Below are 25,411 nucleotides of genomic sequence, written 5' to 3'. Positions count from 1 at the left end.
AAGCAATATCGTACGAATTGTTTCATGGATGTTTCAATATAGAAAGTTTATGTTAGTTTACTGTCAGCTTTTCATACCATTCGTCATAGCCGGGCCGGTAGCAATAGGCAGTGGGTGGCGCTTCAACCTGTATGTAGTTGTCTGAAACCAAGGTGCTGTAAAAATCAGAGAGCCTGACCAGAAAGCTGTCGGGAACGTGTACACAGGGGATGCACGCTTCATGCTCCCCGGTGGTTGCATTGGCAGCTTCCAATGCCGGATACATGATACATAGGTAATAAGCGGAGTATCCAAAAGCCCACCACTTGTCTTCTACGTAGAACAGGTAGATGTAATACAGGTTTTTGCTTTCCTTGTCTATTGCTAATTTCGGAATTTCCATATTTCTTTTTATTATGGGTTAATAATCACTCACGCATCTCACCACACCGCCCATCGTACTTCTAAGCTGGGCATCACAGTAAGGTATGCCCGGCGTAAAGTCAAAAAACCAGGCTTTGTCCGTATCCTTTTCGGTGGAAGTCCAGTATTTTTTCGTTTTGCCGGCTTCTTCCATCGGGTTGCCGTTGTATATCAAGCCGATGGGTTGGCGAAACATCCACATCAGTTGCAACTCGCGTTGGGTGGGAACACGCCATTTGCGCCCTGCGCCCGGTTGCCCGGCAGCACCATAATGACGGCATCCTGTATCCGCAGTTGTTGGTCCAAAATCAGCATTCAGGTTTCCGTTGCCAGCTGTTATACCTCCGGCTTGCATCCAAGTGACATTAGCCACGTCTGTGGAAGCCACGATAAAGCGAAACGGTATTCTATCATTGACACTCAGATTTCCACCGTTTCCTTTGTTAGCCTGATGCCGGATGGTAGCGCCGTTCCTCATCATCTTTACTCCAATCCCCCATTGGGCGGCTCCTGCCAGTCCATCCGCATAAATAACGGCATACGTTTTTCCACCGATAGTCTCTTTCTGGATATACTGCCCGAAAGCCCCCGAGGGAAAGCCGAAGCAGCATAAAACGAGCCATAGAATGGGATAGGTTTTGAAACTCATCTTCTTTATTTTTTAATAGGTTGCATTTCGTTTACTTAATTGCCGCCGCCCGCATGACTGGCTTTGTCAGGATCTTGGGCAGCTCTGACAGCATGTGTATTGCCTACGGCGTCGGAGTACACTTTCCCTTCATTCGTAATTACGAAGGCTTTAGCGGCATTCGGGTCGGCGGTAGACGACCAATAGCTTTCCGCCAACTGTTTTTGCGTACTCGAAGAAGAGACCCAGGTTCCTATCAGCTCGCTGATAGAAGGGAGATACCACAGAATATCCTTTGCAAGTACTCCCTGATTGTATCCATTCGTTCCCCGATAGCAGGTGTAAGCAGCCTCATAGTCTTGCCAGGGAGTGCCGACCGCCTGCAATAGTTCGGTATTCTTATGGCCATTCGTCAACGAAGTGGCTCCATATTTATTGAATGCCGTTCCTGCATACCATTTCAGGTTCTTCTCTCCCGGCGTTGTGGCGGATGTACTTCCCACCGGATAATAACCATCTTGAAAATGAATCTCTAACTTGTTCGGGTATTTCCATTTAACGGCAGCTCCATCGTTGATTGATGTTAATGCTACCCCGCTCGAATTATATGCCGTAAGTTCTCCCGAAAAATAGCCCGGTATCAAGCGGATGACATTGGTGTCATCCGGACTGTTTCCTTTCAGGGTAATGTTGTAAGTCAGGTCGTAATTGGCGGGCACACTGAAATCGGTTGTGAAGTTCTTTCCCAAATACAACTGATAGATAGAGAAATCTTTTACAATATTCAAACCATCGGCACCGGGGACCGTCTTATTCTCCAATCCTATAATCTGAAGGTAAGTGCCGCCTATCGGTGCGTTATCGCGACGGGTACTTTGTGTAGAGGTTGGCACCGTCTGCTGTAGATTGATCGGGACATACAAAGGAGTCGTTTCAATCACAGGATTCGCAGCGGTTACTGTTGTGAGTGATTTAGACCAAAAAAGTTTGGTGTTGTCCATCGTATTCTCTGTAGGGAATATGGCTTTTCTTCCAATAACATTATAGTAGCTCTGCGTGGGAATATTTAATAAAGTCACATTCCACGTATGTGGTACATCCACAAAATGCTGATAAGTTGTTGTTATATGGAATTTCACTCTTGCCACGGTACGTTTCAAAGATACAGATAACTGTTTGCCATCAGTGATTTCAGCGGCGACCTGACCACACATGACAATTCCCGTCTTCTCACCTCCGCCATTTGGTAGAATCACCTTGTTTCTGGGAAAAATGCCGTCATCAGTCACCAACGTCATACAAAACTGCTGCAAATCCGCATAGGTGGAAACGCCTTTCGTTATCGACGCAAAATCACTCTCATTGACGTTGGCTAAAATTACGATCATGTTCTTTTGCCCCGTCGGGGTTTTCGCAATCTCCACCTCATCTGTCTTGATGGAACCATCCGCAGAGGTGAAAAATTTCTTTTCTACCAGTGTCCCATCCGATTTTGTTCCATTAAACTGGAAACCCATGTACGAATAAACAGCATTATCTTCAGTGATCACCCCGGCCGGAGACGGGGTTGCCCTTGTGACGGCAGGTGTCGCCACAAGTTCTACATCCATATCCGGCGATGACATCGAAAGGACGGGAGGCATTTTTTCAGTGCGTGTACTCCCACCAGACAATGTATTATAATCGTCTATGCCCAAGGTCAGCTTCACGGTAACCGGCTCTGTGGACAAAGGTGCCCGGGAATCAGGTAACAGGCTGTCCTCCGTACATCCTCCCAAGACCAAGCAAGCGATACATGCCGAAACCATTGTTTTTCTTATCATGATAATATCGTTCATTTGCAGATTGTTATAATATCATTACTTAGTTAGCATCACGGACACAGCGCACAGAAGCCAACATTTTCTTATCATACGGAGATAGCACCAAATTGGTACTTATAAGAGTACCTCCATAATCAAAATACATGCCCCATGCTTGGGATGCATTAACTTCAGTACCGGTCCAGTACGGTTTATTTCGATTCTCATCCCTACCAAAGTTCAAATCGCTTAATGCATTCCCATTCGCCGATACCAGTACTAATACCCCCCGCAACTCAGAAGCTCTCGGAAGTCTCCAGTTATGAAAACCGCCCCCGTTAAATTTCCTGCAAAGTTCTTTTGCAATCAACTGCCCGTTTTCATCTTCCCACGGAACTAGTACAGTGGAGATATCGTTTTTGGTTATCTGAATGATCTTAGAAGCCTTTTCGTTCGAGTACACGTTTATATCATCCGTAATTTTTAGACCATCCGTGGGCAGCTTTGTGGGATCCGCTGAATTAACGGGCACATAAGCTCCGTTACTGCCATAGGCCACAGTGGTAAGGTAGCCTTCGTACGGATGCTCACCGGTATTTAAATAGCCAGATTTTGGAGGATATTTCTCCGCATATCCTGGACCACCCGGTATAATGGCTGTCGGCCAATATAAACTTGTGCCATTTAAATCTATCTGTCTATAACTGTCGGATCCGGGAACCCCTGTACTACCCCCAAACTCACCGTTGATTACCTCTGAACTCCAGTTCTGAATACTCAGGCTCAGGGCAGAGTTATTATAGACCAGATCATACGTATTTTTATATCCCTGTCGGAAACCAAATGACTTGCCATCGTCACTTCGGTTAAGATAGATCTTGTCCAAGGGAAACAGCTCATTGATTCCATTGATATTCAATACGAGAAGTATTTCTCCGTCGCCGACTGTGGTATCCATGAATGAGGGAACCAAAAACTCGTAGGTGTGAACTACCGTAGTAGACAATGCCACGGCAGGACTTACTGTTACTCCTATCGGACCGACGGTAGCTCCATCCTTTGCCAGACCTGTTTCCGGGTCAATTACTCCTTTGTTTTTAATCCAACTACCTCCAAGATTATCCAAAGAGACACTGCTCAGCATGAAATCCGGTCCTTTATTCACGTATTTCGTGATGTTAAGGACAATCCACGTATAGGCATGCCGGAAGTGTAAAGGAATAGTTGCCACCGGTTCGCTGGATGGAGTGAACGGATAGAGGGTGCTGGTATTGTAAAGCAGATCTGTCTGCTTGAGATCGGTCGTAGCGGAGAAATCAAACGGAATGCCATTCGTATAGACATTCTGGATGCCGGATGAGACGGGCGGATAGTAGGCAACCACCTTTAATGCTTTACCTTCTGGCCCCACGGGAGTGACCGTTGAGCCATCGGAATTGTTAGTGAACGACCAATTCCACTGTACAGTGGAGTTGGGGCGTTCCATCGTCGCTTTCATGTCTGATGATCCTTTGAAAATCTCATTCCCGTTCTCACTTTTGGTGATGGACATACCAAAGGAATAGGAATTTTCGGTAAAGGCATCTATAGGTGTAAAATTCCTTGTTTGGGCGGTCTCCGCCTTTTCTATGGACGCGTTGAAGTTCAGAGGGACTTCCTTTGCCGGAGTATCCGGCTCCATCCCGTCATAGGCATAGTTGTCACAGGCTCCTGCCAATAGTACAAAGCAGGCTGCCAGGATGATTGCCCGGGATAAGGCATGTTTTTTGTTTGTATCCATATTCATCTTTATATATCGTTTCAATTACTTATCATTCAATCTTTGCCTTACGCAACGGATTTTCAATTTATCTGTTTTCTGATGCCACGAAGCATATCCGGTAGTAAGGGTAAAATTGACAGCCCACGCACAAGCGGACTTTTTCTGTTGATCGGGTGTAGGATTGTCTACCATATACTCGCTCCCGCACCAATAAGTGCCGGACAGCGGTGTGAACCCGCGCAATTGTTTCAAATTTTCCTGATTTACATAAATAAACGCCAGTTCCGAGAGTCGCGGAAGTCTCCAGTCATCGTATCCGTTTTCTTCCAGATTTCGGCATAAGTCAAAAGCTGTCAACGCAGTTCCGGTCTTCCACTGAACGGTCTCATTACCCAATTCATCCACCATATCATCGCCGGAAACCATCAGGTTGGGAAAGGTGCCTTCATAGGAAAAGGTATCTGCCACTGTATGATACAATCTCCCGTTTTGTCCTCCCCTAATATCCGGAGCATAATAGCTATTTCCTTCCTTATAAAAATCATTGTAGTCAAATGTAAGATATGGATTAGTCCCCCAATTATATTTCTTTTTGGGAATCCGTTGTGAGGAACCCGCAGCGTAAGTCCAGTCCAGATTCTCTCCGTTAAATCCCTCATAAGTCAGGAAGAATCCCGAGATGGATGGAACGGAGGCTGTTTGCCCCGTAGTCCATGGTTCAAGAGTGGCTTCGAAACCTAAATTTTTCGGCTTGCTATTGTACGCAATTTCGGCAGTGCCATATCCCGCAGCCTTCACGCTCTTGATGGTAAACTGGTATACGTGGTTGCGCAGAATGTTCATTTTGTCCTGGCTTCCCTCGTCGTAAGTGAAGTCTACGCGGTAGAATGTTTCAGTGGGCGAACCGTTATACTTTCCTCCTACGATAATTGCAAGGCGCTGGGTATGTTTGTCATCATATACTCCCCCCCATAACAAATCTGCTTCGGGCAGATAGATTTTTTCCGCGCAATAGGTGCTATTGGTGATATACGCGCTACCATACGTCTTTGTTTCCGTTTCTCCGACAGGCGAAGGACTGTTGATTGTCAATGCCCCTGCCGAAGAAGAGAAGTTGTTTTCTACGGGCATGTATGCGTATTGCTTTCCATCTTTCCATATCTGCACCTGGGTCATGGCAAACGGCACGCTGCCTTTGGTCCATGTATTGCTACTGGCGTTTTTAGTCCCTATGCCGATATCTACCCGCGCTACTGCACGTACCAATGATACGGTGCCGAGATCCATCGTCTCATTAATGATTAAGGGAGATCCATCATTAGCTACCCCGAACATCGGAAACGGCTGAGTAGCAGTAAATTCCGGTACATTGCTTTCTCCGGTAAGTTCCGCGCTCAGGCAGGCTTGTTGCACTTCCGCATAGCTCCTTCCCGCCATACGATAAAAGATTCCGTAATCACCATCGGGGAAGTTGGCTACGATGACAAGCTTGTATTTATCATTGTTATCTACGCTCTGCAACAGTGTGGCGCTGTATTTTCCGGCACCCGCATCAGAAGCGGTACCTATACCCACATGACGCAAGGTACCGAAGGCATTTCCATTTGCATTGAATTGAAGAATACACAGGGATTTAATGGCCGAGGCGGTATCATCATTCCCCATTATCGTTCCGCTATTGGCGGCGGATACTGACAGGTTGATGATGGTAGAATCCGCAGCCGGGGGTAATGAATCGTCTTGCTGACATGATATTTGAAATATCATTACAGCAACAATCGTTGCCCACTTGCTTAAATTCGATGTATGCTTATTCTTCATATTCTATACTTTATCTTCAGTATTTATAGTCCACCGTCCGGTGATTTAATTATATTCTTTCCAGACAGTCTCTTCTCCCCATGCGGTGAGTTCTACCTCTACACTGACACTCAATTTGAAATCCAACAGCACGTTCAGTGTTTGTCCCACTACCGGGATGATAGGTTGGTGGCTGCTGTCCGTGTTCAGACTTCTAAGCAGATCACCGTTACGATAGATATCTATGGTCAGCCCTTTGTTTTCTTCCAGAGTAGGAAACAGATTGAAAGGAGGAATTTTATAATCTTTTCCCGCTTCAAAACGGGGCGAAAATTGATAGGAAGCGGGAGCACCGCTATAATGACCTTCAAAATCCAGGCGGCTGGCAGTTTCATGCACAACGAGCGAATAATCGCCGCCACCACTTCCACTAAGAAGTTCCAGACCGCGTACGGTTATATTCATTGACGCCACCATCCGTGAAACAGCCAGGGCCTGTTCCTCTATGCGGGCGGACGTCGAAGTATTTTCTATCTTAAGCTCTCCATAGAATAAATCGGCCGGAGAGGTGAATGTGCCTTGTAGGCACAGAGGGTTTCAGAGATATGAAACCGCCGGAGAGCGGATCGCCCTTTTTCAGGGGGCTGACGAGCATCGTACCGTCTTGCGTATTACACAAAGCTATGCAATGAAGGGTAGGAATACCCGGATAATTCAGTATGACAGGTTCTTTGCTGTTTGTTGGAAGAATATCTAACAACAGGTCTTTGTCATCAAATACATAGAAGTTTATATCCTTGATGGTTTCCGGTGAAATTCCGGCAGGAAGATTCACTTTCAGAGGAACACCCTTAAAACAATCGTCGTTATTTTCAGCTATGCATCCCGATAACAGCAATAGTGTGAACATTGAGTATAATATCCCCGGCATGAACCGGAATTTGTAGTCACCTGTCATAATGGATATTCTTTCTTGTTTTTAATCTTTGCTGAAAACGGAGTGTGCCCGAATGCGGATTACAATCGGGCACATACCGATTTCTGAGAATATTTCTTTTGTTTAATTATAAAGAATAAAGGGGGATGCGAGGATTATTGGAAATCTTTTGTGATTTCGGCGGTTGTCGTCCAGGCCGCTTTAGTTACAGTAACCGTAACCGAAGCGTCTACACTTGGCTTAGTCGGATCGTCACCACCGCCACCTGCGTTGCCGCCGGGTTTAAAATCACCTTTCAAAGACAGAGACATGTCATAAGTCTTTCCGGCTGTAAGAAGCGGTTGAGGAGTACCATTAACTCCTTTTTCACCAAAATACATCGTAAAGTACTTGGTCAAAAGATCATTTACATCTGTTGACTGGTCTTTTGATCTCCATACAACTTCAATAACAAGACCCGTCGGATGGGTAGAAGCAGGGGAATTTTCAAACAGATACCAGGAATTAGTTGCAAGGGCGTTATCTATTTGATTGGCATTAACAGTGCTCTCCGTAAGATCCGCAGCGACTGCAAGATAATCATCTGTTTGCTTCGGCGCATTGTCGCCTGTCCATTGCCACGGTGCAGTACCCCATGCCACACCACCTGCAAAATCGTAAACCTGCGGAACAAATCCTCCCCACGAGGATTCTACAGTATTGGACGGAATAAGAGGTGATTTTGTCTGGGCCGTCATCATATAAACCTTTTTAATGGTAAACCATTTGGAGGCATCAGTACTCAATTCATTTTCAGTAGCAGCATAATGCTGGTTAGCTGTCCATGCAATCTTTACAGTCTTTACTCTGGCTGATACGAAATGTAGCTGAACGGTTGCCGTACCTGCATTATCATTAAATGTGATCGCACCCATTCCACTTGAATACAAATTAGCCTTGCTCTGGTTTACAGCATAAGTAAGATCGGGAGCGGTGCCGGTAGTATTAATAGAAGAGAAATCAAGTTTTTGGAGTTGGGAAAGACTGGCTATACCATTAAATGTGCCATCACCGGTCTTATCACCAAGATTGGCAATTACGACTACTTTAGCGGCATCCGTAGTAGTGGTTATCGGATTACCGATATCAGTAGCCGCTATAAACTTTGGGGTACCTACGATAAAGTCTGTCTGGTTAAAGAAAAACACAGTAACATTACTAATATCAGCTCCGCTTTCGGTAGCAGCTTCCGAGTCACCCGCTACTCTTGTGTTTACTCCATCTCCTTCCAGTTTAAGAATCACTTGCGCCTTGGGGGCGTCATTCCCCGTAGGAGCCACATCATCATTTTGTGAACAACTTGCCAATGCCGCTATCGCGCACATGGACAATAATAAACTTTTTACTTTCATTCAGCGATTTTTTAATTAAAAAATTGATAACTTATTTATTTTTAGATTTAAACATTTCTTTTACATTCATTAAAGCTCTATTACATAATAGAGATGCATTACAGGTAAAAATGATTTTAAAAGCTTGATTGACAATTTGTTAAGAGCACTCTATTCTTAAGGAATATTGAATAACCACAGAGACATTTCTTCTTTACAATAGAATTAGCAGTGTTTCAATATGATATGGATTCATTATCGACATGATGCTGAAACATTGCTGAAACAAAACGAGAAAAAACAATAAAGAGAATAGCCTATGAATAAGAAAACATCGCTGAACAAACTGCTCTATATGCAAGAGCATTTGTCATGTAGAAATTACCGTGAGGAACTGGAAAATGGATTCAAATATCTTGAGTTTGAAGAGGATGAAGTCATACTGGAAAAGGAGATTATATGGAACCATATCGTATTCCTGATCGAAGGAGAATGTGTCATCAACTATAATCAGTTCAAAGATAGGAAATTCCAGGCCGGATCGATTATTTTATTACCCAAGATGGCTACAGTGAAAATAGAAGTAACGGCAGGTTCCCGCTTGCTTTCATTGTCATTCGGCATCCCTTTAAACCTCTGTGATAAGTTTGCATTGCAATCGCTGACAGAACTTTGTAGTAAATTCGATTATAATTTTGAACCGGTCGATATCCGTTATCCGCTTCCTCCTTTTTTAGAGCTTGTAACGCATTGCCTGAAACAGAAGATGGACTGCGGGCATTTCAATAGTTTGTTGCAGCAGGAATTGTTTTTTTTACTGCGTGGATTTTATACCAAGGAAGAACTGGCACGCTTATTTTATCCGATTCTGGCAACCGAATTGTCATTCAAAGATTTTATCATCGAAAACTGTACCAAAGTAAATAATGTAAATGAACTCATTTCCCTTTCAAACATGGGAAAATGTAACTTTAACAGCAAGTTTAAGCAAGTATTTGGGGTAACCGCAAAACAATGGTTGATGAAACAACGTGACCAACATATATTAAATAAGGTAATGACATCGGAGACTACGATCGGAGAGTTGATGGAAGAGTTCAATTTTGATTCCCAGGCTCATTTTACGAATTACTGTAAACAACATTTTGATTGTACGCCACGGGAGCTGATTATGAAGTATCAGGCTATGAATCAGTAATTTTTTGTCTGAATTACGCTTATAAGTACAAAATGTGAAAAAAAACATTCTTTTTGGCAATAAATATAAATAACGGATGGCCTATCTTTGCATCGCAAAACATACAGAGCCTATGATTTTGTAGCCTGCATCTCTATTATGTAATAGAGTGTCATAAAACACATCTTTTAATGAGATTACTTATTTATTATAACAAGCTGTTAATCATACCGTTAATCCTCTCAAGATTAGTCTGATCGAGTTCTTTCAGATATACCTGGGTCATTTCTTCCTTCGTGTGTCCCAAGCCGGTGCTGATCGTAGCAACGGGTGCGCCATATTCCCTCGCCAGCGTTGCCCAGGTATGGCGGGCGGTGTAGGTTGTCAGTGACGGAGCAATACCCAATTTCTCGGATATGGTTTTCAAATGTCTGTTTGTCCGCCCTAAGGCCACGCGATATTGTTCATATTCGTTTTTATCCGTTTTGGGGTTAATAACAGGTTTGATGACGGGAAACACATAGCCGTCCACATTTTCTTTATTGCCCCCGTATTCATCCAGAATAGCCTGAATCTGGGGAGTAATGGTAATCCGGATGGTCTGTTTGGACTTATGTCTCCTATAACTTATCGAATTCCCACAAATGTTCTTCCATCTTAAGAAAACAATATCCACAAATGCCATTCCCTGGGCATAAAAGCCGAACAGGAAGAGAGCACGCGACTGCATCAGTTCCGGGTGGGAGCTGAGATCAGCCTGCGTTAACCGCAGTATCTGCTCTTTATCAAAGGCCCGTTTTATGGTTTTACATGGTTTGGTGCAAATGTCCCTGAAAGGGTAATCGCATTTGGGCACGAAACCATCTTTTACGGCCAGGTTATATAAGGTCCGGAAATTGCGCATATAATATGCCTCCGTATTCTCACTGGCCCCATTGCCGGACAAGAAGTCTTTATAGCGCGTTACGAACCGTTGGTTGACCTGGGACATTTTTACCTGCCTGGAGCCGATAAATTTAGCCAGGGAGGAACGTGTGCTGCGATAGGCTGCCGCAATACCGTCTTTTTTTATTGATTTTTTCCAGGCTATCTGTGAATCGATGAAATCCAATAATATGTATTTCACGGCAGGCCTGATAGTAACGGCGGCGGCTATGTCTTTCACGGTATAGTCGTCTCCGGAGGCTTCAAGCCTCCGGATTTGCATGTAAAAAAGCCGGGCTGTCTTATTCAGTTCCCGACTGATCTTACAACCGGCGTAATTGCTGGAACTGACCTTTTCCAAAACCGGTATAAATTCATTTTCCTTCATGCGGTATTTAGTATATACGATCTCTTTTTTTCTCCGGTGGAGAAGTTGGAATACTACAGGGTAACTTCCGTCTTTCAGAGCTCTCGATTTGTTTAACATAAGTTTTACTGTTGCCATCGTTTTTAATTTGAGTATAACATAATTAATTTCTTCGGCGGCAAAGTAAAGTCGTTCTTACAAATACGCAAAATATAAGTATAGCCCTTTTTATGCTTCACTACCCGAGAAAAAAAAGATGTCGCAAATTGTTCTGAACAAACGCTTTCGGAAACTCTGTCGGAACAGACGTTGTTCAAAAGGCAATGGCCTGAAATTGGTCATATCATACCGGTTTTTACTCATGGATGAAGTAAAACCATCACTGTAGAGATGCAAATTTGCAACAATATTCCCAATAGCTTTAAGATTCATATCTTAAAACATTGCAAATATAGTCGTATATATGCGGACGATAATTACCAATCAGCGCAGAAATACTGCGAATCAACAACGGGTAATCTATTTAGACGTAAGATTGTCTTTTTTTCCGTTTCTTACCTGAATAGGAGTTCCCCCTAAATGCTTCTTGCAATAGAAATTAAAGTGTGAAGAGGTGGCAAATTTAAAATCGTACATAATTTGCTTTAACGGAATATCGGGATCCATCAGTTTCTGAAGGATTTGCTTGACTTTACGGTCTTGCATCCATTTATAAGGAGTTTCATCAAAGTTCTCTTTAAAAAGTTTTTCAAATTGTCTCATACTGTATCCTAACAAATGAGCTAATTCTTTTGAAGTTTTCACTTTTGAGTAATTACCTAAAATCTTTTCAACAAAAAGCGGACTGTTGCCTAATGACATATAAAAAATCTGTGCTATTTCTTCCTGGGTATAAAAATGTTTGAATACCAGTTGCATTTCCTTGCATTTCAGAAGATACAAATGGTGGCAGTTTATTCCGGCATCGATATAGTTTTTCATTTGATGAACCAGGGTCTTTATTTCTTGTTTCATGGGAATGCCCCGGCATATAAATTTCACCGTATTTTTTCTCTTGAAAAGTATTTTATTTTTCACACCCGAACATGGGAAGACCGTTGCATTGTACACCATAAGAATCAGGGCTGTTCCGGCAATCGCTCTCCATTTGAATTTATTGTTCTTAGGAAGAAAAAACATTTCATTTTCGGATACGGGACGGTTGATATATTGATTAAAGTCAATGACAATACCTCCCGTGAGTATGAAGATAAAATGATTGGTTGTCTTGCTGTGCAGTTCCAGGGACGCACCGGCCTCCATTTCAAGATACTGGGGGATCACCTTATATTCAGGAGAATAAAAAGGGCATATTTCCAAGGTTTGGTTTAAGTTTTGCATTTATTTATATATATATGGGTATGCGGTTGTAAGTACATTTACAGTTGGTATGTATCGTTTTTTAAGAAGATATGTTTTGATAATCTCTTAAAGGTAAGTAGCCAATTATCAGAGTATGCGTTTTGTTTGTCTCTCCCAACACCGGATATAGCCTTAAGTGGACAGGGCTCATACTGATTGGTTGCCAAATGCAAATATAGAAAATAAAATTTAATGTAAAGGGCTTAATAATGATGTTTTTCGGGTACAAGTGTATTTATATGATACTTACCACCCCATGCAGGATACCATCGGGAGCTGCAAAAAAACATCCATGTATCCCATTTGGGCGATACATGGATGTGGTCTATCAACCGGTTTTCAGAAAATTACAAATTCATGCTGCATAACATGAAATGACTTTCTTACTTCCGGACAGCACGGACATGGATCTCCACCCGTTTGTCATCGAGGATGCGTTTCACAGCTTTCCATACAGGCATCTCTTCGATACCCGCAATCTTTAAAGCTTCTACAATCATAGTGTTCTCCACGAACCGGAGATATTCGTCTTCAGGAACCGGGATACGCCTGTCCTCCTGCGTTTTAAGTCTTGCCATAGGGGAGATAATTTATCTTTGGGGATTTTGTTTTAAAAAAGGGGCTGCCTGTTTGCGAGAACAGGCAGCCCAAGGAATGAATTAACAGACAAATAAAAAAAACTTCTGCCTTCTTTCGCCCTTCCTGATTCCGGTGCTTACTTCCGGCCGAAATCCGCGGGAATTTCTCCCCACTCGTCATTCTTCCAGTGAATAATCTGGACGGTGTCCACCTGTGCGGCCATGACTTTGAGGAAACATTCGGCCCGCAGCAGGTCCGTTACAGGCTTTTTGGATGCCGTCCTCTTGTCACGGAACCACGCGATAGCAGTTAAGCTGTCAGTATAAACTGTTCGTGGGTGATAATCTTTTTCCAGAATATACTTCACCGCCACCACCACACCGAGGAACTCGCCGGCATTCACCGTTTGATTGCCAAGGGAGCGGTAGAACAGTTCTTCGCCTGTTTTCAGGTCTACGGCACGGTATTCGGTCAGGCCGTTCTTGTGGGAATGCACACAGTCGGTGGCGATGCCCTCCGCGGGGCGGCTACCGGATGTCATAGCCATCTTCCTCCATTTGGCGGAGCAGTTCGTCGGCACGGTCGAGGAAATCTGAAATGACACCGTCCAGGTTGGCTATGTCGTTTCGTTTGTTGAGAATTTCCAGTACTCCTTCTTTCGTACGGCTGGAGGATGTCTTGCCATTCAGGGGGTCGAAATAAATGGTTTTATAGCTTTTCTTGCCACCAAAGTTAATGACCACGCGGTATTCTTTCTCAGGCACGATAAACGATTCTATGGAGACGTTAGCTAACACCTGGGTGGCGGAAGTCACCACATACCCGTTTTTACCTTTGTGCATGGGTTTGAGTTCTACTTCATACAAGGTATTGGGCAGAACGCTCCCCTTGAGCTCTTCCGCAAGGATACAAATCCTTTTTTTATAAATGGAGTCCTCACGGACACCTTTGAGTATGTTGTCTTTCGTTTTAGAAACGAACCCGATCAGTTCACCGGATTTTTCAGACTTAACAAACTTCAGCTGTGTTTTTTCAATCATTATTTCCTATTTCATAGGTTCAATCTTTTATCAGTCAATTTACAATCTGGATTCAATCAATTTATGCGCTAAGGCCAAGCAAAATTAGGACTTTGAATCCGGATTACCAAATAATTTATCTGATTATTTTCCGGCTTCAAAGCCCTGTATTGATAGGGATTTAATGTTCCTTAACGCAGTCTTTGGCCCTTTGAAAAGTGGGCGAAACGCTCATCTGTCCGGGATGTGTTGAATGGAAATTCACACTTCCAGTAACGGTAAATCCGGTCTTTGGGCAAAGTCCTGTAGTACACGTCGTTATGGTCTATCCACTGCACCCCCTGTTCGGTGTTCAGGTCTATATATGCAGGGCTGTCCGGTATCTTGGGGTTTTCACCGACATAAAGATTGCACTTGTCGTGACCTTCCACAAATATACAGTGAATTTCTAAAATCGGATCGACGTCATATTTGCGGGCAAACGCCGCGAAGTCGTAAATATCCGTTTCATACAAGCTACCGCCGAAGTGTTCGGGTGCTTCCTTTTGCAGGCGTTCCATGGCTTCCTGAATGGGCTTGCGGGATTCGATTTCCTTCAGGCGTGCGGGAGTGACGGCTTTGCTTGTCACATAGGCTATCCGGAATCCGTCACCGCAACTGTCGGTGACATGGAGGTTGCAGAGGTGTTCCACCCTTTTCCAGGCATCATCTATCGGGTCGGTAGTATCGGCGCAATCCTTGATGCAGATGATAGTGACGCCGAGAACTACCATGATGGGTACGAAGAACCTTGCTATAAGGATAATCCATACCTGCGTGTTGTCGTTATTCTTCGGGCTCATAGATTTTAAGTATGTGGGTTCCGTCTTCACCGCGTGTCTCATTGGTACAGGTGGCATATCCTTGGGCGGTCAGCCTTTTGCGGTAGCTCTCCAGTTCTTCTGCCGGGAAGCGGGTGACATGGATGGCCGCACTGTTCTCTTCAAGGTAAAGCTCCTGCGGGATTTCCAACGCCTTTGAGACAAGCGCGGAGTCTTCCAGGAAACACTCGTAATTACCGGCTACATGGAAAAGCACTATCGTGTCTTTCCCGAACCTTTCTTTCATTACGCCGACGATATGCCGGATATAGTCAGCGTTAATCAGTTGATTGTCTTTCATTTCTTCTTTTATCAATTGTTATCAGTTAAACTTTATTCTATTTTTACCTGCCTGACAAGACACGCGTCGCACAACCCGCCATAACGGGTGAACTTATACTTGCTCACAGGACTGCCGCAGCAGGTACAGGCGAATTTCTTATTGGCTTCTTTCTTATATATAATCAATTCGATGGCGCTCAGGGATAATCCGTAGGCATCCGCCAAAGCGCGGGCGATGTGTCCGCCGTGGTGCCTGCCCTGATTTTTGATTTCCATGTACTCGCTACGGATAATTGCGGCACGGCAGGCGGAGGTGTCCAATACGTCGTGTTCGGAGAGCTTTTCAATCGTCGGACCGTCAATCTCCAGGATGCGGGATAGTTTCTCTTTTTCCCGGTTGGTCAATGTCTTTTTCATGCAGTAAAGGTGGTTTGGAATATATATAGGGAACGTTACGCACCATATATATAGTCGTTTGGTTAATAAATGGCTGTAAATTAGCCCGTTATTACCATACCACTTTGCTATGTATAATGACAAGGCAAATATACGGTTTTCCGGGCGATTTACAGGCAAAAGACCGGAGGAAAAGAAGGGTGTTTCCCAGCTTTGGCGCGGCTTTCCTGAAGGATTAGGGACGACGACGGGGATGAGGTTTAAACACAGGGGAATCCGGCTATTTGCCGGGTTCGTAGGCGGCTTGCATCCACCTGATGATTTTACGGGTGTAACCTTGGATGCCTTCCCAGGTGAGGATGGCGTCTAACAGGTCATAACTACTCATTTTGTCCACTTCTTCACGGGTGAACTCTTCCGTGTCAATCAGTTCTTGTTTTAGTTCTTCTTTGGTCATGGAGGATTGGTTTTTAAATTAATGAATTGCGAATCTTTATGCTGTTTTATTATTCCGGTTTACGAACGTGGTGTCGGGACGCTGGAATTTGCCGTTGATATAGTCATTCGCCACCCTCTTGTACGTCAGGCCACAAATGATGCCACCGTCATCAAGAAAGCGGGCGTCATACTCGTTGGCGTCGATGACGGGATATCCCTTGAACTCTGTGGGGAGAACATCTTCAAACACGACGGCGACACGGTAACCTTTCTTTAGCAAGACCTCGCACTCGTCCCAGTTCTCACCGCTGAAGGAATAAGTAATGTCGTAGTTGCTGTATTTTTCAGACAATCCGGTATGAGCGAATACCTTGGTGTAATCATAGAACTGCGTGTCCGGGAAAAGCTGGAGGATGTTCTTGCCGCCAAAAGTGAATTGTTCCAGGTGAATGTCGGATGTACAGTTCAGCCGGACGGCGAACTTCATTCCGGCGGCTTCGGCTTTCTTCTTTGCTTGGGTTATCTCGTGAATAAGAAGTTGCATGAAGGTTTCCTTGTCCTCGAAGAACAGTCTGGTTTTCTTGATGCGGGATTTGGTAATCGGGCCGCCTTCCCTGTTGGAAAGCAGTTCCAGTTTGTTTCTGCCGGAACCGTGCAAGCAATACTTGCAACAGTTGTCCGATTGGGGACAGACGTTATATCCGCTGACGGTGTGGGGCGCAAAATAAACGCCATAGGTCATTACGTTTTGTTTCAGGCTCTTCTCCAGTTTCGGGGAGTTGCAGCCACCCAGGTAGCTGATGCCTAATTCTTTCTTGGTCTTGCTGGGATTGAATTTACAGTTCATGTTCTTATGGATTATGGATTTGTTTGTTATTCGACTTATCTTATTTGTTTTGCCGGGGCGTCTGATTGGGGAATGCATTCCCCAACTCTGTGGAATATGCTCCACACTTTTCTACATGTTTGATTTTTAACAAATTACCGGAATGGCTTGCTAATCGCACTTTACAAATATCCCCGGTGTTTGGCACGGGCTTTGCACTATGTTTAATGAAAGCAAGAGTTTTAATTAATCACACTAAAAATTACGATTATGAAGAAGGTATTGGTAGCATTAGCAATGATTATGGGAATGGGCACTTCAGTAGCATTTGCCCACGTATTGGAATCAACTACAGGTGTAGAACAGACTCAGCAAGACCCGCAGGAAGAGTTTACCAAAATAGAGGTGAAAGACATTCCGCAGGCGGTTATGGAAACCTTGGGCAAAGAGTACGAAGGTGCTGTTATCAAAGAAGCTTATATGGCAGAGAGAGAAACCGGCAAGGTTTACAAGGTCATACTTACCGTGACACTGGAGGACCAATCAACTCAGGAAGTAACGGTTTTATTGAACGAAAAGGGAGAGATCATAAAGGAATAATCTGACCTTGCTTGAATGGATTGCCGCTTAAATTCAAAGCCGTGCCCCGGTTCATTTGGAATCGGGGCTTTAGCGGTAGGTAAAAGGATTGGAATTTATTTAGTATGTCAAGCAATATTCCGCCAGGCGAGGCGACGAATCTTATTGTTTGTTTTGTTTATGTTAGGTTACTTGATGTATTGCGAAATACTTGTAGCCATGAGCCCTTTGCTGAGAAAGCAAGGGGCTCATACCGGACATGGCCCGTCATTCTTGTTCCCCTTCATGCACTTCCTCTTCCGGATGAAGAATCAGTTTCCCACAATCAGGGCAATATACATCGTGCTCACGGTCGCAAAAGATAGCCCGCCATTCCTTGCAATGCTTGCAATCCGTTGATGCGTCATCGTCCCTTGCAAACGTCTTATTGACCAGGATTGTTTCATCCCAATCCGCAGCATCGGCAAGCCCCTTTGAATAAGCATCATATTCACCGGGTGTATTGAATTGCTTGTCATCAACAACGCCGCCATGGTCTTCTAACCATTTATCTGTAGGAATTTTGCCATATTCGTCATATTCCCTGACGGCTGAACCGCCGCAAATTACTGTTGCTTTTATCATGCTGTATAAGGTTTTATCCGTTATTGTTCAGTTCTTCTATCTTATCACCGGTGAACGAGTAGATGATGTCCAGATAATCCGTCTCGCTCCAGTCGGTATCTTTATGCAGCCGGGCGAACTCACACGCCCAACTGATGATTAGCCGGTTCACGATTCTTGAGTCCCTGTCTTTAAAAAGCCCTTCCTCACCGGCTATGTAAGCAATGTCTACAAGGACTTCCACGTGGTTTTCCAGTTCTACTTCTGTCATTTGGATTTTATTTAGTTATTCCTTAATTATTTTCTTCATAATTAGACTAAATTCAGTACATGCCCAATGAAGAAAAAGACATCCGAATACTGTTCGGGGTAGATGTAAAACTCTCTTCTTTTTTCTTCGGTATCATCGTCTATTCCATCGGCATAAATTTCGTCATGCTTATCAAGGTAAATTTCAGTTAATCTGATTTGCGGATTATCGCGTTTGCCGTATAGGGTAGAGATAACGGGATAATCCTCACGCTCCAATTCGGTACCTTCGGCGTCCTCATCAACAGTTAAGGATATTCTACCCTGGCTTTCTTTAACGGCGGCCTTAATGAATGTCTCCATATCCTTTTTGAGTTGTAATTCTGTGTCAATGTGCTGTCTAAAATGTTCAATTTCCATATTCTGTTATTTATAGGGTTAGCAAATCGTCATGCCTGTTCAAGCATGTCAAGTATATTCCCATGTAATTTGCACAGCCAGTCGAGGTTCTGGCAACCTAAGTCATGGCTGTATAAGGCGGCCGCAAAACCTGTATCTTCATCCTCGACATCCAGACTGATACCGTCCTTGTCAAGGGAGACTTTTCTGACGGGAGAATCGTATGCATTCCCATTATTGTCAAACCATACGACATAACACAAGTCGTCCAGATCGTCGTCCAGTTCCAGTTCTTCAAGCCCGTGTTCTTTCAGGAGATTGATAATGCTGTTCACAATCTCTTTTCGCAGTTCGTTTACCTTTTGTTGATAATCTTCCATAATCTAATTTCTTGGTTTAAAATTTAATATGTTGATAGATACTGTTGATTTCATCTTTATTCAGTCCGATATATCTTTTGGTAGTCCGTACGCTTTCATGTACCAGAATCTCATTAAGATACAGCAGGGATTCGGCGCTTCTGCCACATTGTTCGTATAAGAACCTGCCGAACGTCTTCCTGAAAGAGTGCGTGGAGAAATGCTTGATGGATAACCCGTACTCCCGCTTGAAGTCTTTCAGCTTGTCATTGATGTGCTCCAAAGAATAGGTACGTTTGCGGCGATAGTTGTAAATGAGAGGCATATTTTTTTCAGGCTGCCCCATGAGTACGTATAGCTCCTGCAATTTGGTAGTGACCGACGGATTCAGGGGGATGCTGCGCGTCTTCTTTGTCTTATGCTCGATCTTCACCAGTTCGTCCGTGTCGAGCACGTCTATCCAGCGAAGAGTCAGAAGGTCGGATATGCGCAGGGCGGTGCAGAACGCCACCCGGCAATAGAGTTCCCATGTATATTGCTTATCTTTTCTCAGGCAATCACACAGGCGGTTGAACTCGTCAATCGGCAGGTAGTCTGAGGTAGTGAGTTGTCCTTTGATGCGTGTCATATTATACTGTAATTTTACTTTTATTCAATTGATTGTTTTGCTTCTCCATATCCGGTTTCAATACTTCCCGAATGGCGGCTTCCTGCTTACGGCGTTGCCGGAAGTTCCAGAGGGCGGATTCTTCTTTGGGTATTTCGCGGACTGAAGGCAGACCGCATTTTCCCAGATGTTCGTTCACAAGCCAGCCGCCGTAATAGGTGTCGGGGTTAAGGCTGTCATGCCAGATCACTTCACCACGGCAACCATGGATAATAAAATTGCAAACGGTCATCATGCAACAGGTCTTGTCGATGTCCTCAGCCACTATGTATTTTTTAGGATGTTTGATGTGGGCGGCCAACAAGGTGCGTCCACTGCCGCAAGTAGGGTCTGATATCATGCCGCCATCGTTCTCTTTCGCTTCCGTCAGGTTCTTGGTGCCGGTAATTTCTGCCATCAGTTCACAAATATCGCTCGGGGTGAAGTTCTGCCCGAATCCTTTGATACGGCTCGTGCTGCCTATAAGAGCCATGTAGAGGTCGCCGAAAGCGTCGTACCACCCTTTCCTGATTGTCTGCCTATCCATTATTGAAAGCCACTGGATGAGCATGTTCCAGAACACAATGGTATCCTCTTTCTTGTATCTCCACGATTCTATAGGCTTTACTTCCCATGTGAAGTACCCGATGATGTATCTAAGCATGTCATTGAAGACTTCCGTCATGTCATAGCCGTTAGTATACGTGAATTGTCTCAGTATTTTTTCAAGCTCCCGTAACTCGGAAGGGGCTTCATAGTTCGTACTCATTGGCGGTAGGGTATAAAAAAACGGTGGAGTTTTTAGTTCCACCGCTTCATCAGGGTTATTTGTTTTCTTTATTCATATAGGCTGCCATTCATAATCCTAAAAGCTTCCTTCCTCATTACGTCCGCAGATTTCCGCGTTGATTGTGAATCCGTCGGCTGAGAATGAATGGTTAAAGATGTGTTTCTCACCTATTAAGTCATCTACAACATCGTCGGTTATTTCTTCCTCACTGGAGCTTTCAATGTCCCATCGCACGGTAAGGTAGGCGGTTCTTGTTGCGCCTCGCATATCAGATATATCCGGGACAGCTTCGGATTGGGACACATCAGAAACCTCATCCGTTGCCGGAATGTAGTCAATGATAAAGGACAGGTGCCCGGCAAAAATGTCATCGGCATCAAACTTTACCGGTTCCCCGTATTTATTGTCTACACCGGAAATCTTCAACTGGCCGTCTACGATAGCTACTTTGGTGATTTCTATGTCCTGCGGTTCAGGTTCGCTTTTGTTTGAGTTGATAGCTATGATCGGGTATGAGCCGCCATTTTCGCTGTCCCACTCGTAAGAACCTCCGTGAGCCTCAATGGCTCTTTTCAACTCTTCGTGCTCCAAAGCCTTTAATTCATTGACTTTGGCTTGATAATCAGAATGTCTCATGCTTTTTATTCTTTATTTGTTAAGAAAAATCCGTTATACAATATGTCTCAAAATAGCTTTCACAGATAAGTTGATTCCATTCGGCATCACTACCCAAACTATCCCGTGAGTATCCGTAAGCTTGCATTAATTCAAGCCGCTCTTCCTCGTCTATGTCATCAATGCTAATATCACCGGAGCACCAGAGTCGCCCATTGGAGATAAATTCCTTTACTTCCGAGACAACTGAAGATAAACGGATCAGATCTTCCGGATAGCCACACAGCATGTCGTAAATGATTCGCTCGGTAGAGTCCGATTCCGGTAACAGCTCATCGTGACAACAGTTTGGCTCACAATACCAGAACTCCTTATCGGAAAGAGGCAGGCAGAACTGGAGCGTATCGGGGTCGGTAAATTCGATGTTGGGATTGAGTAGGTTTTTCATTTTAGAGTTTCTGTATTTTAAAGCTTTAGAATTTTAGTGCCCGAATGATTTTTCTGTCAGATAATTAATCTTTAGCTCTTTACATACCATCCAATTGATGTTGTCAAGGCTGTACTGGCAATGGCAGGCCAGGAAAGTTTCAATCATATCGCTATCGTCAGACATCTTTGTCGTGATAATGTCCACTTCGTTTGTTTCCTGGCACAAGACAGCAATGGTGATTACCTGCTCTTCCGGGATATTCAGACTTTTGATGAGCAAGCTAATCTCATCCTTGCTCTGTTCATTTGACAGCCATATTTCAAAGGTTTTGTAGGTGACGGCATCTTCCAGAATAGTTTCATAGTCATCTGAACTTAAACCTACCCAGTCATCATCATCTCCGTACTCCTTGCACATGATATCAATGTGATGTTTTTCACTGATACTTTGCTCTCCCTTGTCGGGGTTTAGTAAGTATAACGCTTCCGTACGTGTAAGGGATATATCAAAGTTTGTTTCTTTAGTCATTTCCTTTGTTTTAAATTTCTTGTATTACTTTCTTTGCCTTCTTCGCTTTTCTTACTTCAAAGGCGTTCAGTTTCCGGAAGTAAAAAGTGCCGGAGGTGTCCGAGCAATCCGGCAGCTTTTTACATAATGCTTTTTTCTTAAAGCCAACACAGTAGCTGCATTGGCAATCTACGACTTTGCATACTTCCAGAATCAAACCGTTCATAGACAATAGCTGTCCTTCGATTATATTTGTCACATTTTTTGTAGCATATCAATTAGATCTTTATCTCGGCTGAGGCCAACACTATCCTGACCAGGAAAAATAAATATTTCGTCTGCTTTGAGCATCAGCATTGGTATAGTACAAATATGCATATCACAATACATCATTTTGATACCACCATCAAGAACCATTACCAGAAACTCTGGAGCAGTCAGACGTTCTTTCTCATTTTTAGGGTGAAACGGATTAGGGATTATCTGCAAGCGATGAATTGCCAGCAAATGTAACTTAGTATCAAAGGCAGAGAGTAGCGATAATGCAGAGCGTAAAATGTGCGCTGGTGCATTCACCTTTCCATCATTAGTATGAATAAGCTGTATTTGTATTTGTTTCATATTTCTTCTTTTTAAGATTGTTCAATACTCATACAAATCATATAAATATACTTCTCCAAATACAGTTTTATCCGCAAATTGACTGTTGTAAAGAGTTAGCATGTTTTCGTCAAAACAACCTAAAGTATCCACGAATACGCCATCCGCTGTGTAACGGTTTAGTTCGCAATAGTCGCTATGTTGTTCAAAAAAAGATAACGGCTTTACAGACAACGATTTTCTCTCTACTTCTTGTAATTTTCCTTTATTCATTTCTTGTTTTTTCATTCCTCCGTATTCAGTCTGGCTTCAAAGCCTTTAATCACCTCAGATGCAACGTTGCATAACTCTACCTGCTGCTGGAAATAATGTGTCTTGAAGCGGCGGTGCAGGAACAGCCTGAAACAACGCCATTTCCAACGGATTTTCCATGTATGGGGGTACTTTCTTTTCCGGGCATTCAGATAAAAGGCACGATGGGAACAACTACTAAGAAGGCGCATCAACCTGTAGCGTGTGACGCCTTCATTGCCTGTATCGGACATGTGATCTTTAACCAATCCGTAAAGGAGGTCAAAGTCAGGCGAGGATTTCAGGTAAAACTCCCGGAAGACAGTGTTTTCATTATTCTTCCACTCTTCCGGGGTGCTGGGATAAGGCTCTTGCTTGAAGAGGTTCACTATTTTATTTATCATTGCTGTTTATTGTTACGTTGATATAATTGCCCTTCCTTGGTCACCCTTACGTATCTTTTAGTTTTTGTAAAGGGACTGGAGCAACATTTGTTCTTATTCACTTTAGGCTTGTCACATCCACAAGAACTGCCGGAACAACTGCCGGACAGACTGTGGATGCACATGTAGTATCTCTCGGGGGATTGATTGGCAGGCATAGTATGAAGGTAATTACTTGTCAGGATAGAACTCTTTTTCATTTTCGTAGTACCATGCGGTAAACAGTTGTTTGGCTGGATTCATTTTCAGCCTGCCTTTGTAGTGGTGGCTGAAGAACTCATGGATCATGTCATATTCGTAACCCATATCCATCAAGGCATTTTCCAACAACCGGACAAGCCCGTCACGATGTTTCCCGCAGTTCCGTTTCTTCTCCGTTCGGGGCAGTCTTGTCCGGTCACCCGGACGCTTGCGGATGCGCCCTTCCGTTCGCTTGAGCATACGGGCAAACTTACGTCTCTGTTTGTAGAGTTCTTCATCAGTCAGCCTGATGTTTCTAAGCGCGGAGTAATACTTGCCGTTTAGTTCGAAGCAGAAACGGTAAATACTACCGTAATAAGATTCGCCAACAAAGAAGCTGCCGGAGTGATACCTTTTTGGAGAGACACAGCCCAGTAAATCCCAAAACTCACGTTCGGTAATCTCTTCAAAGGGCGTCTGGAGAGATGCCTGGTACTTGATTATCATTGCATGGATTTCTTCAACGGTTACTGTAACCAGCCACGGAGTTTTATGGCGTTTCCGCAACATGTCAAGGGTTTCCTCCTTATCATAGTCATTGTGTACTCCGTCTGACATGGTTGCGATAACGGCCCCCGTAAAACGGAAAGGATTCACCACATATCGGAATGCTTCATTTACTTCTTTTACCATAGATTCTTTAATATATTAGTAGGTTCTTGATTCTTAAGATTGTTTAGATTTCGGCAGCTTGCCCGGTTAACTGTTGCAGCGAAAACTGGTTTGTCCAAAATTCCTCGTTTGTATGTTTGCCGAACACTTGGTATATAGCATTGCCATCACGATATATCACGATCTTGAAAAAGTCCAATCTGTTTTCGGGGGAAGCCAGTTTGTCCAGTTCATCGTCATCCAGTTCCACATATACCCAATCTCTGTCTGCCAACAATTCTTCTATGTTCAGCTCTTCGACCAGCTCATCGTCCAATCCGGATTGGAAAAATTCTACCGAACCGTCATAAAACCTTATTGACTGGAAATTGCAATCGTCTTTGAAAGGCTTGACGGCCTCAAGCCTCGTTGCCTGTAGCTTCCTCCATTCTTCCGACAAGTGTATAACTGCGAAATCGCAGCAATCCCACTCGCTGTTCGTTTTTGCCCTGATTAGAATTTCTACTGTCGGCTTGTCTGATACCTTCATTGATTTGAATTTTAATTGTTTATGGATTAGTATGTAATTGATAGGTTATATCCCCTTTAGGTTTAGTCCTTCCAGCGCTCTTCTGGTGGCATCCACCGCATTGGGCGTTATTATTCGCTGCCATGCCCCACTGGTCGGTGCCCAATTGAATGAAAAGTCACGGTTGAGCCTGTTGAGCATTGTGTAGTCCGGCTTTTCATCAAAGAATATCTGGATACGATTCATTCCGTAGTTGAGCACTACCTTGCCACCGTCAAAAGGACATTCCTTATTCTCCATATTGGCAATCTTTTCCTGTTTCTCTTTTACCTTGCGTGCCGCCTCTGAAAGCTGGAAGAACTTGTGGCGTTCGGTGATGATGGGCTTCTTTTCCCTTGCGTTCCACTCCCGAATGTATGCCAGCGCCTTGTCTACAATTTCCACCTCACCGTGAGAGGCAAAAGTGCTCACCTTATTATAGATGCTGGAGACGAACAAGGGTTTGGAAGAACATCTGTTTATACCGGTGTTGATTTCATGGATGGTGGCAGCGCTACTGCCAATAGCATT

Annotated in this window: 36 protein-coding genes and 1 pseudogene; 3 read left to right on the top strand and 34 right to left on the bottom strand. The window is 43.9% G+C overall.

Translation table 11 applies throughout. From position 1 onward, the window contains the following. Positions 1–52: 52 nt before the first annotated feature. The 5 genes from QZ135_RS20545 to QZ135_RS24990 are packed head-to-tail and all read right to left on the bottom strand — an operon-like array spanning position 53 to position 5,002. Entirely contained in the window at positions 53–382 is a 330-nt protein-coding gene (locus tag QZ135_RS20545) for a hypothetical protein (RefSeq protein WP_294613854.1), read from the bottom strand. An 18-nt stretch (positions 383–400) separates the two neighbouring features. Then, entirely contained in the window at positions 401–1,051 is a 651-nt protein-coding gene (locus QZ135_RS20540; RefSeq protein WP_294613851.1) for a DUF1566 domain-containing protein, read from the bottom strand. 35 nt (positions 1,052–1,086) lie between these two features. Further along, the gene (locus QZ135_RS20535) at positions 1,087–2,868 is read right to left on the bottom strand and encodes a DUF4906 domain-containing protein (RefSeq protein WP_294613848.1); all 1,782 of its coding nucleotides are present in this window, start codon (positions 2,866–2,868) and stop codon (positions 1,087–1,089) included. Positions 2,869–2,893: 25 nt separating this feature from the next. Next, positions 2,894–4,612, bottom strand: coding sequence for a fimbrillin family protein (locus QZ135_RS20530; RefSeq protein ID WP_294613845.1), 1,719 nt, complete (start codon positions 4,610–4,612; stop codon positions 2,894–2,896). A 24-nt stretch (positions 4,613–4,636) separates the two neighbouring features. Continuing rightward, a complete protein-coding gene (locus QZ135_RS24990) occupies positions 4,637–5,002 on the bottom strand; it encodes a DUF1566 domain-containing protein (protein ID WP_365979226.1) in 366 nt (121 codons plus the stop codon). A 305-nt stretch (positions 5,003–5,307) separates the two neighbouring features. Between QZ135_RS24990 and QZ135_RS24985 the strand changes: the two genes are divergently transcribed. Further along, positions 5,308–5,400 carry a hypothetical protein gene (locus tag QZ135_RS24985; RefSeq protein ID WP_365979225.1) on the top strand — a complete coding sequence of 31 codons (93 nt, stop codon included), beginning with the start codon at positions 5,308–5,310 and terminating at the stop codon, positions 5,398–5,400. A 1,060-nt stretch (positions 5,401–6,460) separates the two neighbouring features. Here QZ135_RS24985 and QZ135_RS20520 read toward each other — a convergent pair. The 3 genes from QZ135_RS20520 to QZ135_RS20510 all read right to left on the bottom strand — a co-directional run bounded on the left by QZ135_RS20520 (position 6,461) and on the right by QZ135_RS20510 (position 8,722). Further along, the gene (locus QZ135_RS20520) at positions 6,461–6,928 is read right to left on the bottom strand and encodes a FimB/Mfa2 family fimbrial subunit (RefSeq protein WP_294613857.1); all 468 of its coding nucleotides are present in this window, start codon (positions 6,926–6,928) and stop codon (positions 6,461–6,463) included. Position 6,929: 1 nt separating this feature from the next. After that, positions 6,930–7,352 (bottom strand): FimB/Mfa2 family fimbrial subunit, encoded by a 423-nt coding sequence (locus QZ135_RS20515; protein ID WP_294613839.1) that lies wholly within the window; start codon positions 7,350–7,352, stop codon positions 6,930–6,932. A gap of 134 nt (positions 7,353–7,486) precedes the next feature. Beyond that, positions 7,487–8,722: a fimbrial protein gene (locus QZ135_RS20510; protein ID WP_294613836.1), complete on the bottom strand. Its 1,236-nt coding sequence runs from the start codon at positions 8,720–8,722 to the stop codon at positions 7,487–7,489. 298 nt (positions 8,723–9,020) lie between these two features. Here QZ135_RS20510 and QZ135_RS20505 point away from each other — a divergent pair, with 298 nt between their 5' ends. Further along, positions 9,021–9,899 (top strand): AraC family transcriptional regulator, encoded by an 879-nt coding sequence (locus QZ135_RS20505; protein ID WP_294613833.1) that lies wholly within the window; start codon positions 9,021–9,023, stop codon positions 9,897–9,899. A gap of 187 nt (positions 9,900–10,086) precedes the next feature. On the opposite strand, the gene QZ135_RS20500 is transcribed toward QZ135_RS20505, so the two are convergent. The 10 genes from QZ135_RS20500 to QZ135_RS20455 form a co-directional block, all read right to left on the bottom strand. Further along, complete coding sequence (locus QZ135_RS20500; protein WP_294613830.1) at positions 10,087–11,307, bottom strand: site-specific integrase; 1,221 nt, start codon at positions 11,305–11,307, stop codon at positions 10,087–10,089. A gap of 381 nt (positions 11,308–11,688) precedes the next feature. Further along, positions 11,689–12,183 carry a helix-turn-helix domain-containing protein gene (locus QZ135_RS20495; protein ID WP_294613828.1) on the bottom strand — a complete coding sequence of 165 codons (495 nt, stop codon included), beginning with the start codon at positions 12,181–12,183 and terminating at the stop codon, positions 11,689–11,691. A 770-nt stretch (positions 12,184–12,953) separates the two neighbouring features. Beyond that, positions 12,954–13,148: a hypothetical protein gene (locus QZ135_RS20490; protein ID WP_294613825.1), complete on the bottom strand. Its 195-nt coding sequence runs from the start codon at positions 13,146–13,148 to the stop codon at positions 12,954–12,956. A 137-nt stretch (positions 13,149–13,285) separates the two neighbouring features. Further along, positions 13,286–13,696 (bottom strand): ribonuclease H, encoded by a 411-nt coding sequence (locus QZ135_RS20485; protein ID WP_294613822.1) that lies wholly within the window; start codon positions 13,694–13,696, stop codon positions 13,286–13,288. After that, positions 13,677–14,189 carry a hypothetical protein gene (locus QZ135_RS20480; RefSeq protein WP_294613820.1) on the bottom strand — a complete coding sequence of 171 codons (513 nt, stop codon included), beginning with the start codon at positions 14,187–14,189 and terminating at the stop codon, positions 13,677–13,679. Before QZ135_RS20480 ends, QZ135_RS20485 begins: the two co-directional genes overlap by 20 nt. A gap of 170 nt (positions 14,190–14,359) precedes the next feature. After that, positions 14,360–15,010 carry a hypothetical protein gene (locus QZ135_RS20475; protein ID WP_294613817.1) on the bottom strand — a complete coding sequence of 217 codons (651 nt, stop codon included), beginning with the start codon at positions 15,008–15,010 and terminating at the stop codon, positions 14,360–14,362. Beyond that, a complete protein-coding gene (locus tag QZ135_RS20470; protein ID WP_294613814.1) occupies positions 14,994–15,329 on the bottom strand; it encodes a hypothetical protein in 336 nt (111 codons plus the stop codon). Before QZ135_RS20470 ends, QZ135_RS20475 begins: the two co-directional genes overlap by 17 nt. Positions 15,330–15,361: 32 nt before the next feature. Continuing rightward, the gene (locus QZ135_RS20465; RefSeq protein ID WP_294613811.1) at positions 15,362–15,727 is read right to left on the bottom strand and encodes a hypothetical protein; all 366 of its coding nucleotides are present in this window, start codon (positions 15,725–15,727) and stop codon (positions 15,362–15,364) included. A 259-nt stretch (positions 15,728–15,986) separates the two neighbouring features. Then, entirely contained in the window at positions 15,987–16,163 is a 177-nt protein-coding gene (locus QZ135_RS20460; RefSeq protein ID WP_294613808.1) for a hypothetical protein, read from the bottom strand. 36 nt (positions 16,164–16,199) lie between these two features. Then, positions 16,200–16,991 carry a hypothetical protein gene (locus QZ135_RS20455; RefSeq protein WP_294613805.1) on the bottom strand — a complete coding sequence of 264 codons (792 nt, stop codon included), beginning with the start codon at positions 16,989–16,991 and terminating at the stop codon, positions 16,200–16,202. A 249-nt stretch (positions 16,992–17,240) separates the two neighbouring features. Here QZ135_RS20455 and QZ135_RS20450 point away from each other — a divergent pair, with 249 nt between their 5' ends. Beyond that, positions 17,241–17,570, top strand: a complete 330-nt coding sequence (locus QZ135_RS20450) for a hypothetical protein (RefSeq protein ID WP_294613802.1) — start codon at positions 17,241–17,243, stop codon at positions 17,568–17,570. A gap of 246 nt (positions 17,571–17,816) precedes the next feature. Here QZ135_RS20450 and QZ135_RS20445 read toward each other — a convergent pair whose 3' ends face one another. From QZ135_RS20445 to QZ135_RS20370, 16 genes and pseudogenes are all read right to left on the bottom strand, one after another. Further along, positions 17,817–18,173, bottom strand: a complete 357-nt coding sequence (locus QZ135_RS20445) for a hypothetical protein (RefSeq protein ID WP_294613798.1) — start codon at positions 18,171–18,173, stop codon at positions 17,817–17,819. A gap of 13 nt (positions 18,174–18,186) precedes the next feature. Beyond that, positions 18,187–18,423, bottom strand: a complete 237-nt coding sequence (locus QZ135_RS20440) for a hypothetical protein (protein WP_294613795.1) — start codon at positions 18,421–18,423, stop codon at positions 18,187–18,189. 41 nt (positions 18,424–18,464) lie between these two features. After that, a complete protein-coding gene (locus QZ135_RS20435; RefSeq protein ID WP_294613792.1) occupies positions 18,465–18,764 on the bottom strand; it encodes a hypothetical protein in 300 nt (99 codons plus the stop codon). A gap of 86 nt (positions 18,765–18,850) precedes the next feature. After that, a complete protein-coding gene (locus tag QZ135_RS20430; protein WP_294613790.1) occupies positions 18,851–19,180 on the bottom strand; it encodes a hypothetical protein in 330 nt (109 codons plus the stop codon). Between the two features lie 16 nt (positions 19,181–19,196). Beyond that, positions 19,197–19,787, bottom strand: coding sequence for a tyrosine-type recombinase/integrase (locus tag QZ135_RS20425; RefSeq protein ID WP_294613787.1), 591 nt, complete (start codon positions 19,785–19,787; stop codon positions 19,197–19,199). Between the two features lies 1 nt (position 19,788). Further along, on the bottom strand, positions 19,789–20,574 hold the full coding sequence (locus QZ135_RS20420; protein WP_294613784.1) for an N-6 DNA methylase: 786 nt from the start codon (positions 20,572–20,574) through the stop codon (positions 19,789–19,791). A 96-nt stretch (positions 20,575–20,670) separates the two neighbouring features. Further along, positions 20,671–21,231 carry a hypothetical protein gene (locus tag QZ135_RS20415; RefSeq protein ID WP_294613781.1) on the bottom strand — a complete coding sequence of 187 codons (561 nt, stop codon included), beginning with the start codon at positions 21,229–21,231 and terminating at the stop codon, positions 20,671–20,673. Between the two features lie 19 nt (positions 21,232–21,250). Next, complete coding sequence (locus tag QZ135_RS20410; RefSeq protein WP_294613778.1) at positions 21,251–21,658, bottom strand: hypothetical protein; 408 nt, start codon at positions 21,656–21,658, stop codon at positions 21,251–21,253. A gap of 33 nt (positions 21,659–21,691) precedes the next feature. Continuing rightward, complete coding sequence (locus tag QZ135_RS20405; protein WP_294613775.1) at positions 21,692–22,168, bottom strand: hypothetical protein; 477 nt, start codon at positions 22,166–22,168, stop codon at positions 21,692–21,694. Positions 22,169–22,178: 10 nt separating this feature from the next. Then, positions 22,179–22,406, bottom strand: a complete 228-nt coding sequence (locus QZ135_RS20400) for a hypothetical protein (RefSeq protein WP_294613773.1) — start codon at positions 22,404–22,406, stop codon at positions 22,179–22,181. Beyond that, a complete protein-coding gene (locus tag QZ135_RS20395) occupies positions 22,403–22,768 on the bottom strand; it encodes a hypothetical protein (protein WP_294613771.1) in 366 nt (121 codons plus the stop codon). Before QZ135_RS20395 ends, QZ135_RS20400 begins: the two co-directional genes overlap by 4 nt. A 21-nt stretch (positions 22,769–22,789) precedes the next feature. Continuing rightward, positions 22,790–23,035, bottom strand: a complete 246-nt coding sequence (locus QZ135_RS20390; RefSeq protein ID WP_294613768.1) for a hypothetical protein — start codon at positions 23,033–23,035, stop codon at positions 22,790–22,792. Then, positions 23,032–23,442 carry a hypothetical protein gene (locus QZ135_RS20385; protein WP_294613765.1) on the bottom strand — a complete coding sequence of 137 codons (411 nt, stop codon included), beginning with the start codon at positions 23,440–23,442 and terminating at the stop codon, positions 23,032–23,034. The genes QZ135_RS20390 and QZ135_RS20385 overlap by 4 nt, the downstream gene beginning before the upstream one ends. Before the next feature lie 210 nt (positions 23,443–23,652). Beyond that, the gene (locus QZ135_RS20380) at positions 23,653–24,354 is read right to left on the bottom strand and encodes a hypothetical protein (protein WP_294613763.1); all 702 of its coding nucleotides are present in this window, start codon (positions 24,352–24,354) and stop codon (positions 23,653–23,655) included. Positions 24,355–24,397: 43 nt separating this feature from the next. Next, on the bottom strand, positions 24,398–24,862 hold the full coding sequence (locus QZ135_RS20375; protein WP_294613761.1) for a hypothetical protein: 465 nt from the start codon (positions 24,860–24,862) through the stop codon (positions 24,398–24,400). 45 nt (positions 24,863–24,907) lie between these two features. Then, positions 24,908–25,411: pseudogene (locus tag QZ135_RS20370) on the bottom strand (hypothetical protein); the annotation flags it as partial.

The sequence above is a fragment of the uncultured Bacteroides sp. genome, from assembly GCF_905207245.1.
Taxonomy (GTDB): Bacteria; Bacteroidota; Bacteroidia; order Bacteroidales; family Bacteroidaceae; genus Bacteroides.
The sequence above is the reverse complement of the archived record's forward strand: the minus strand, read 5'-3'. Positions and strand labels throughout refer to the sequence as shown.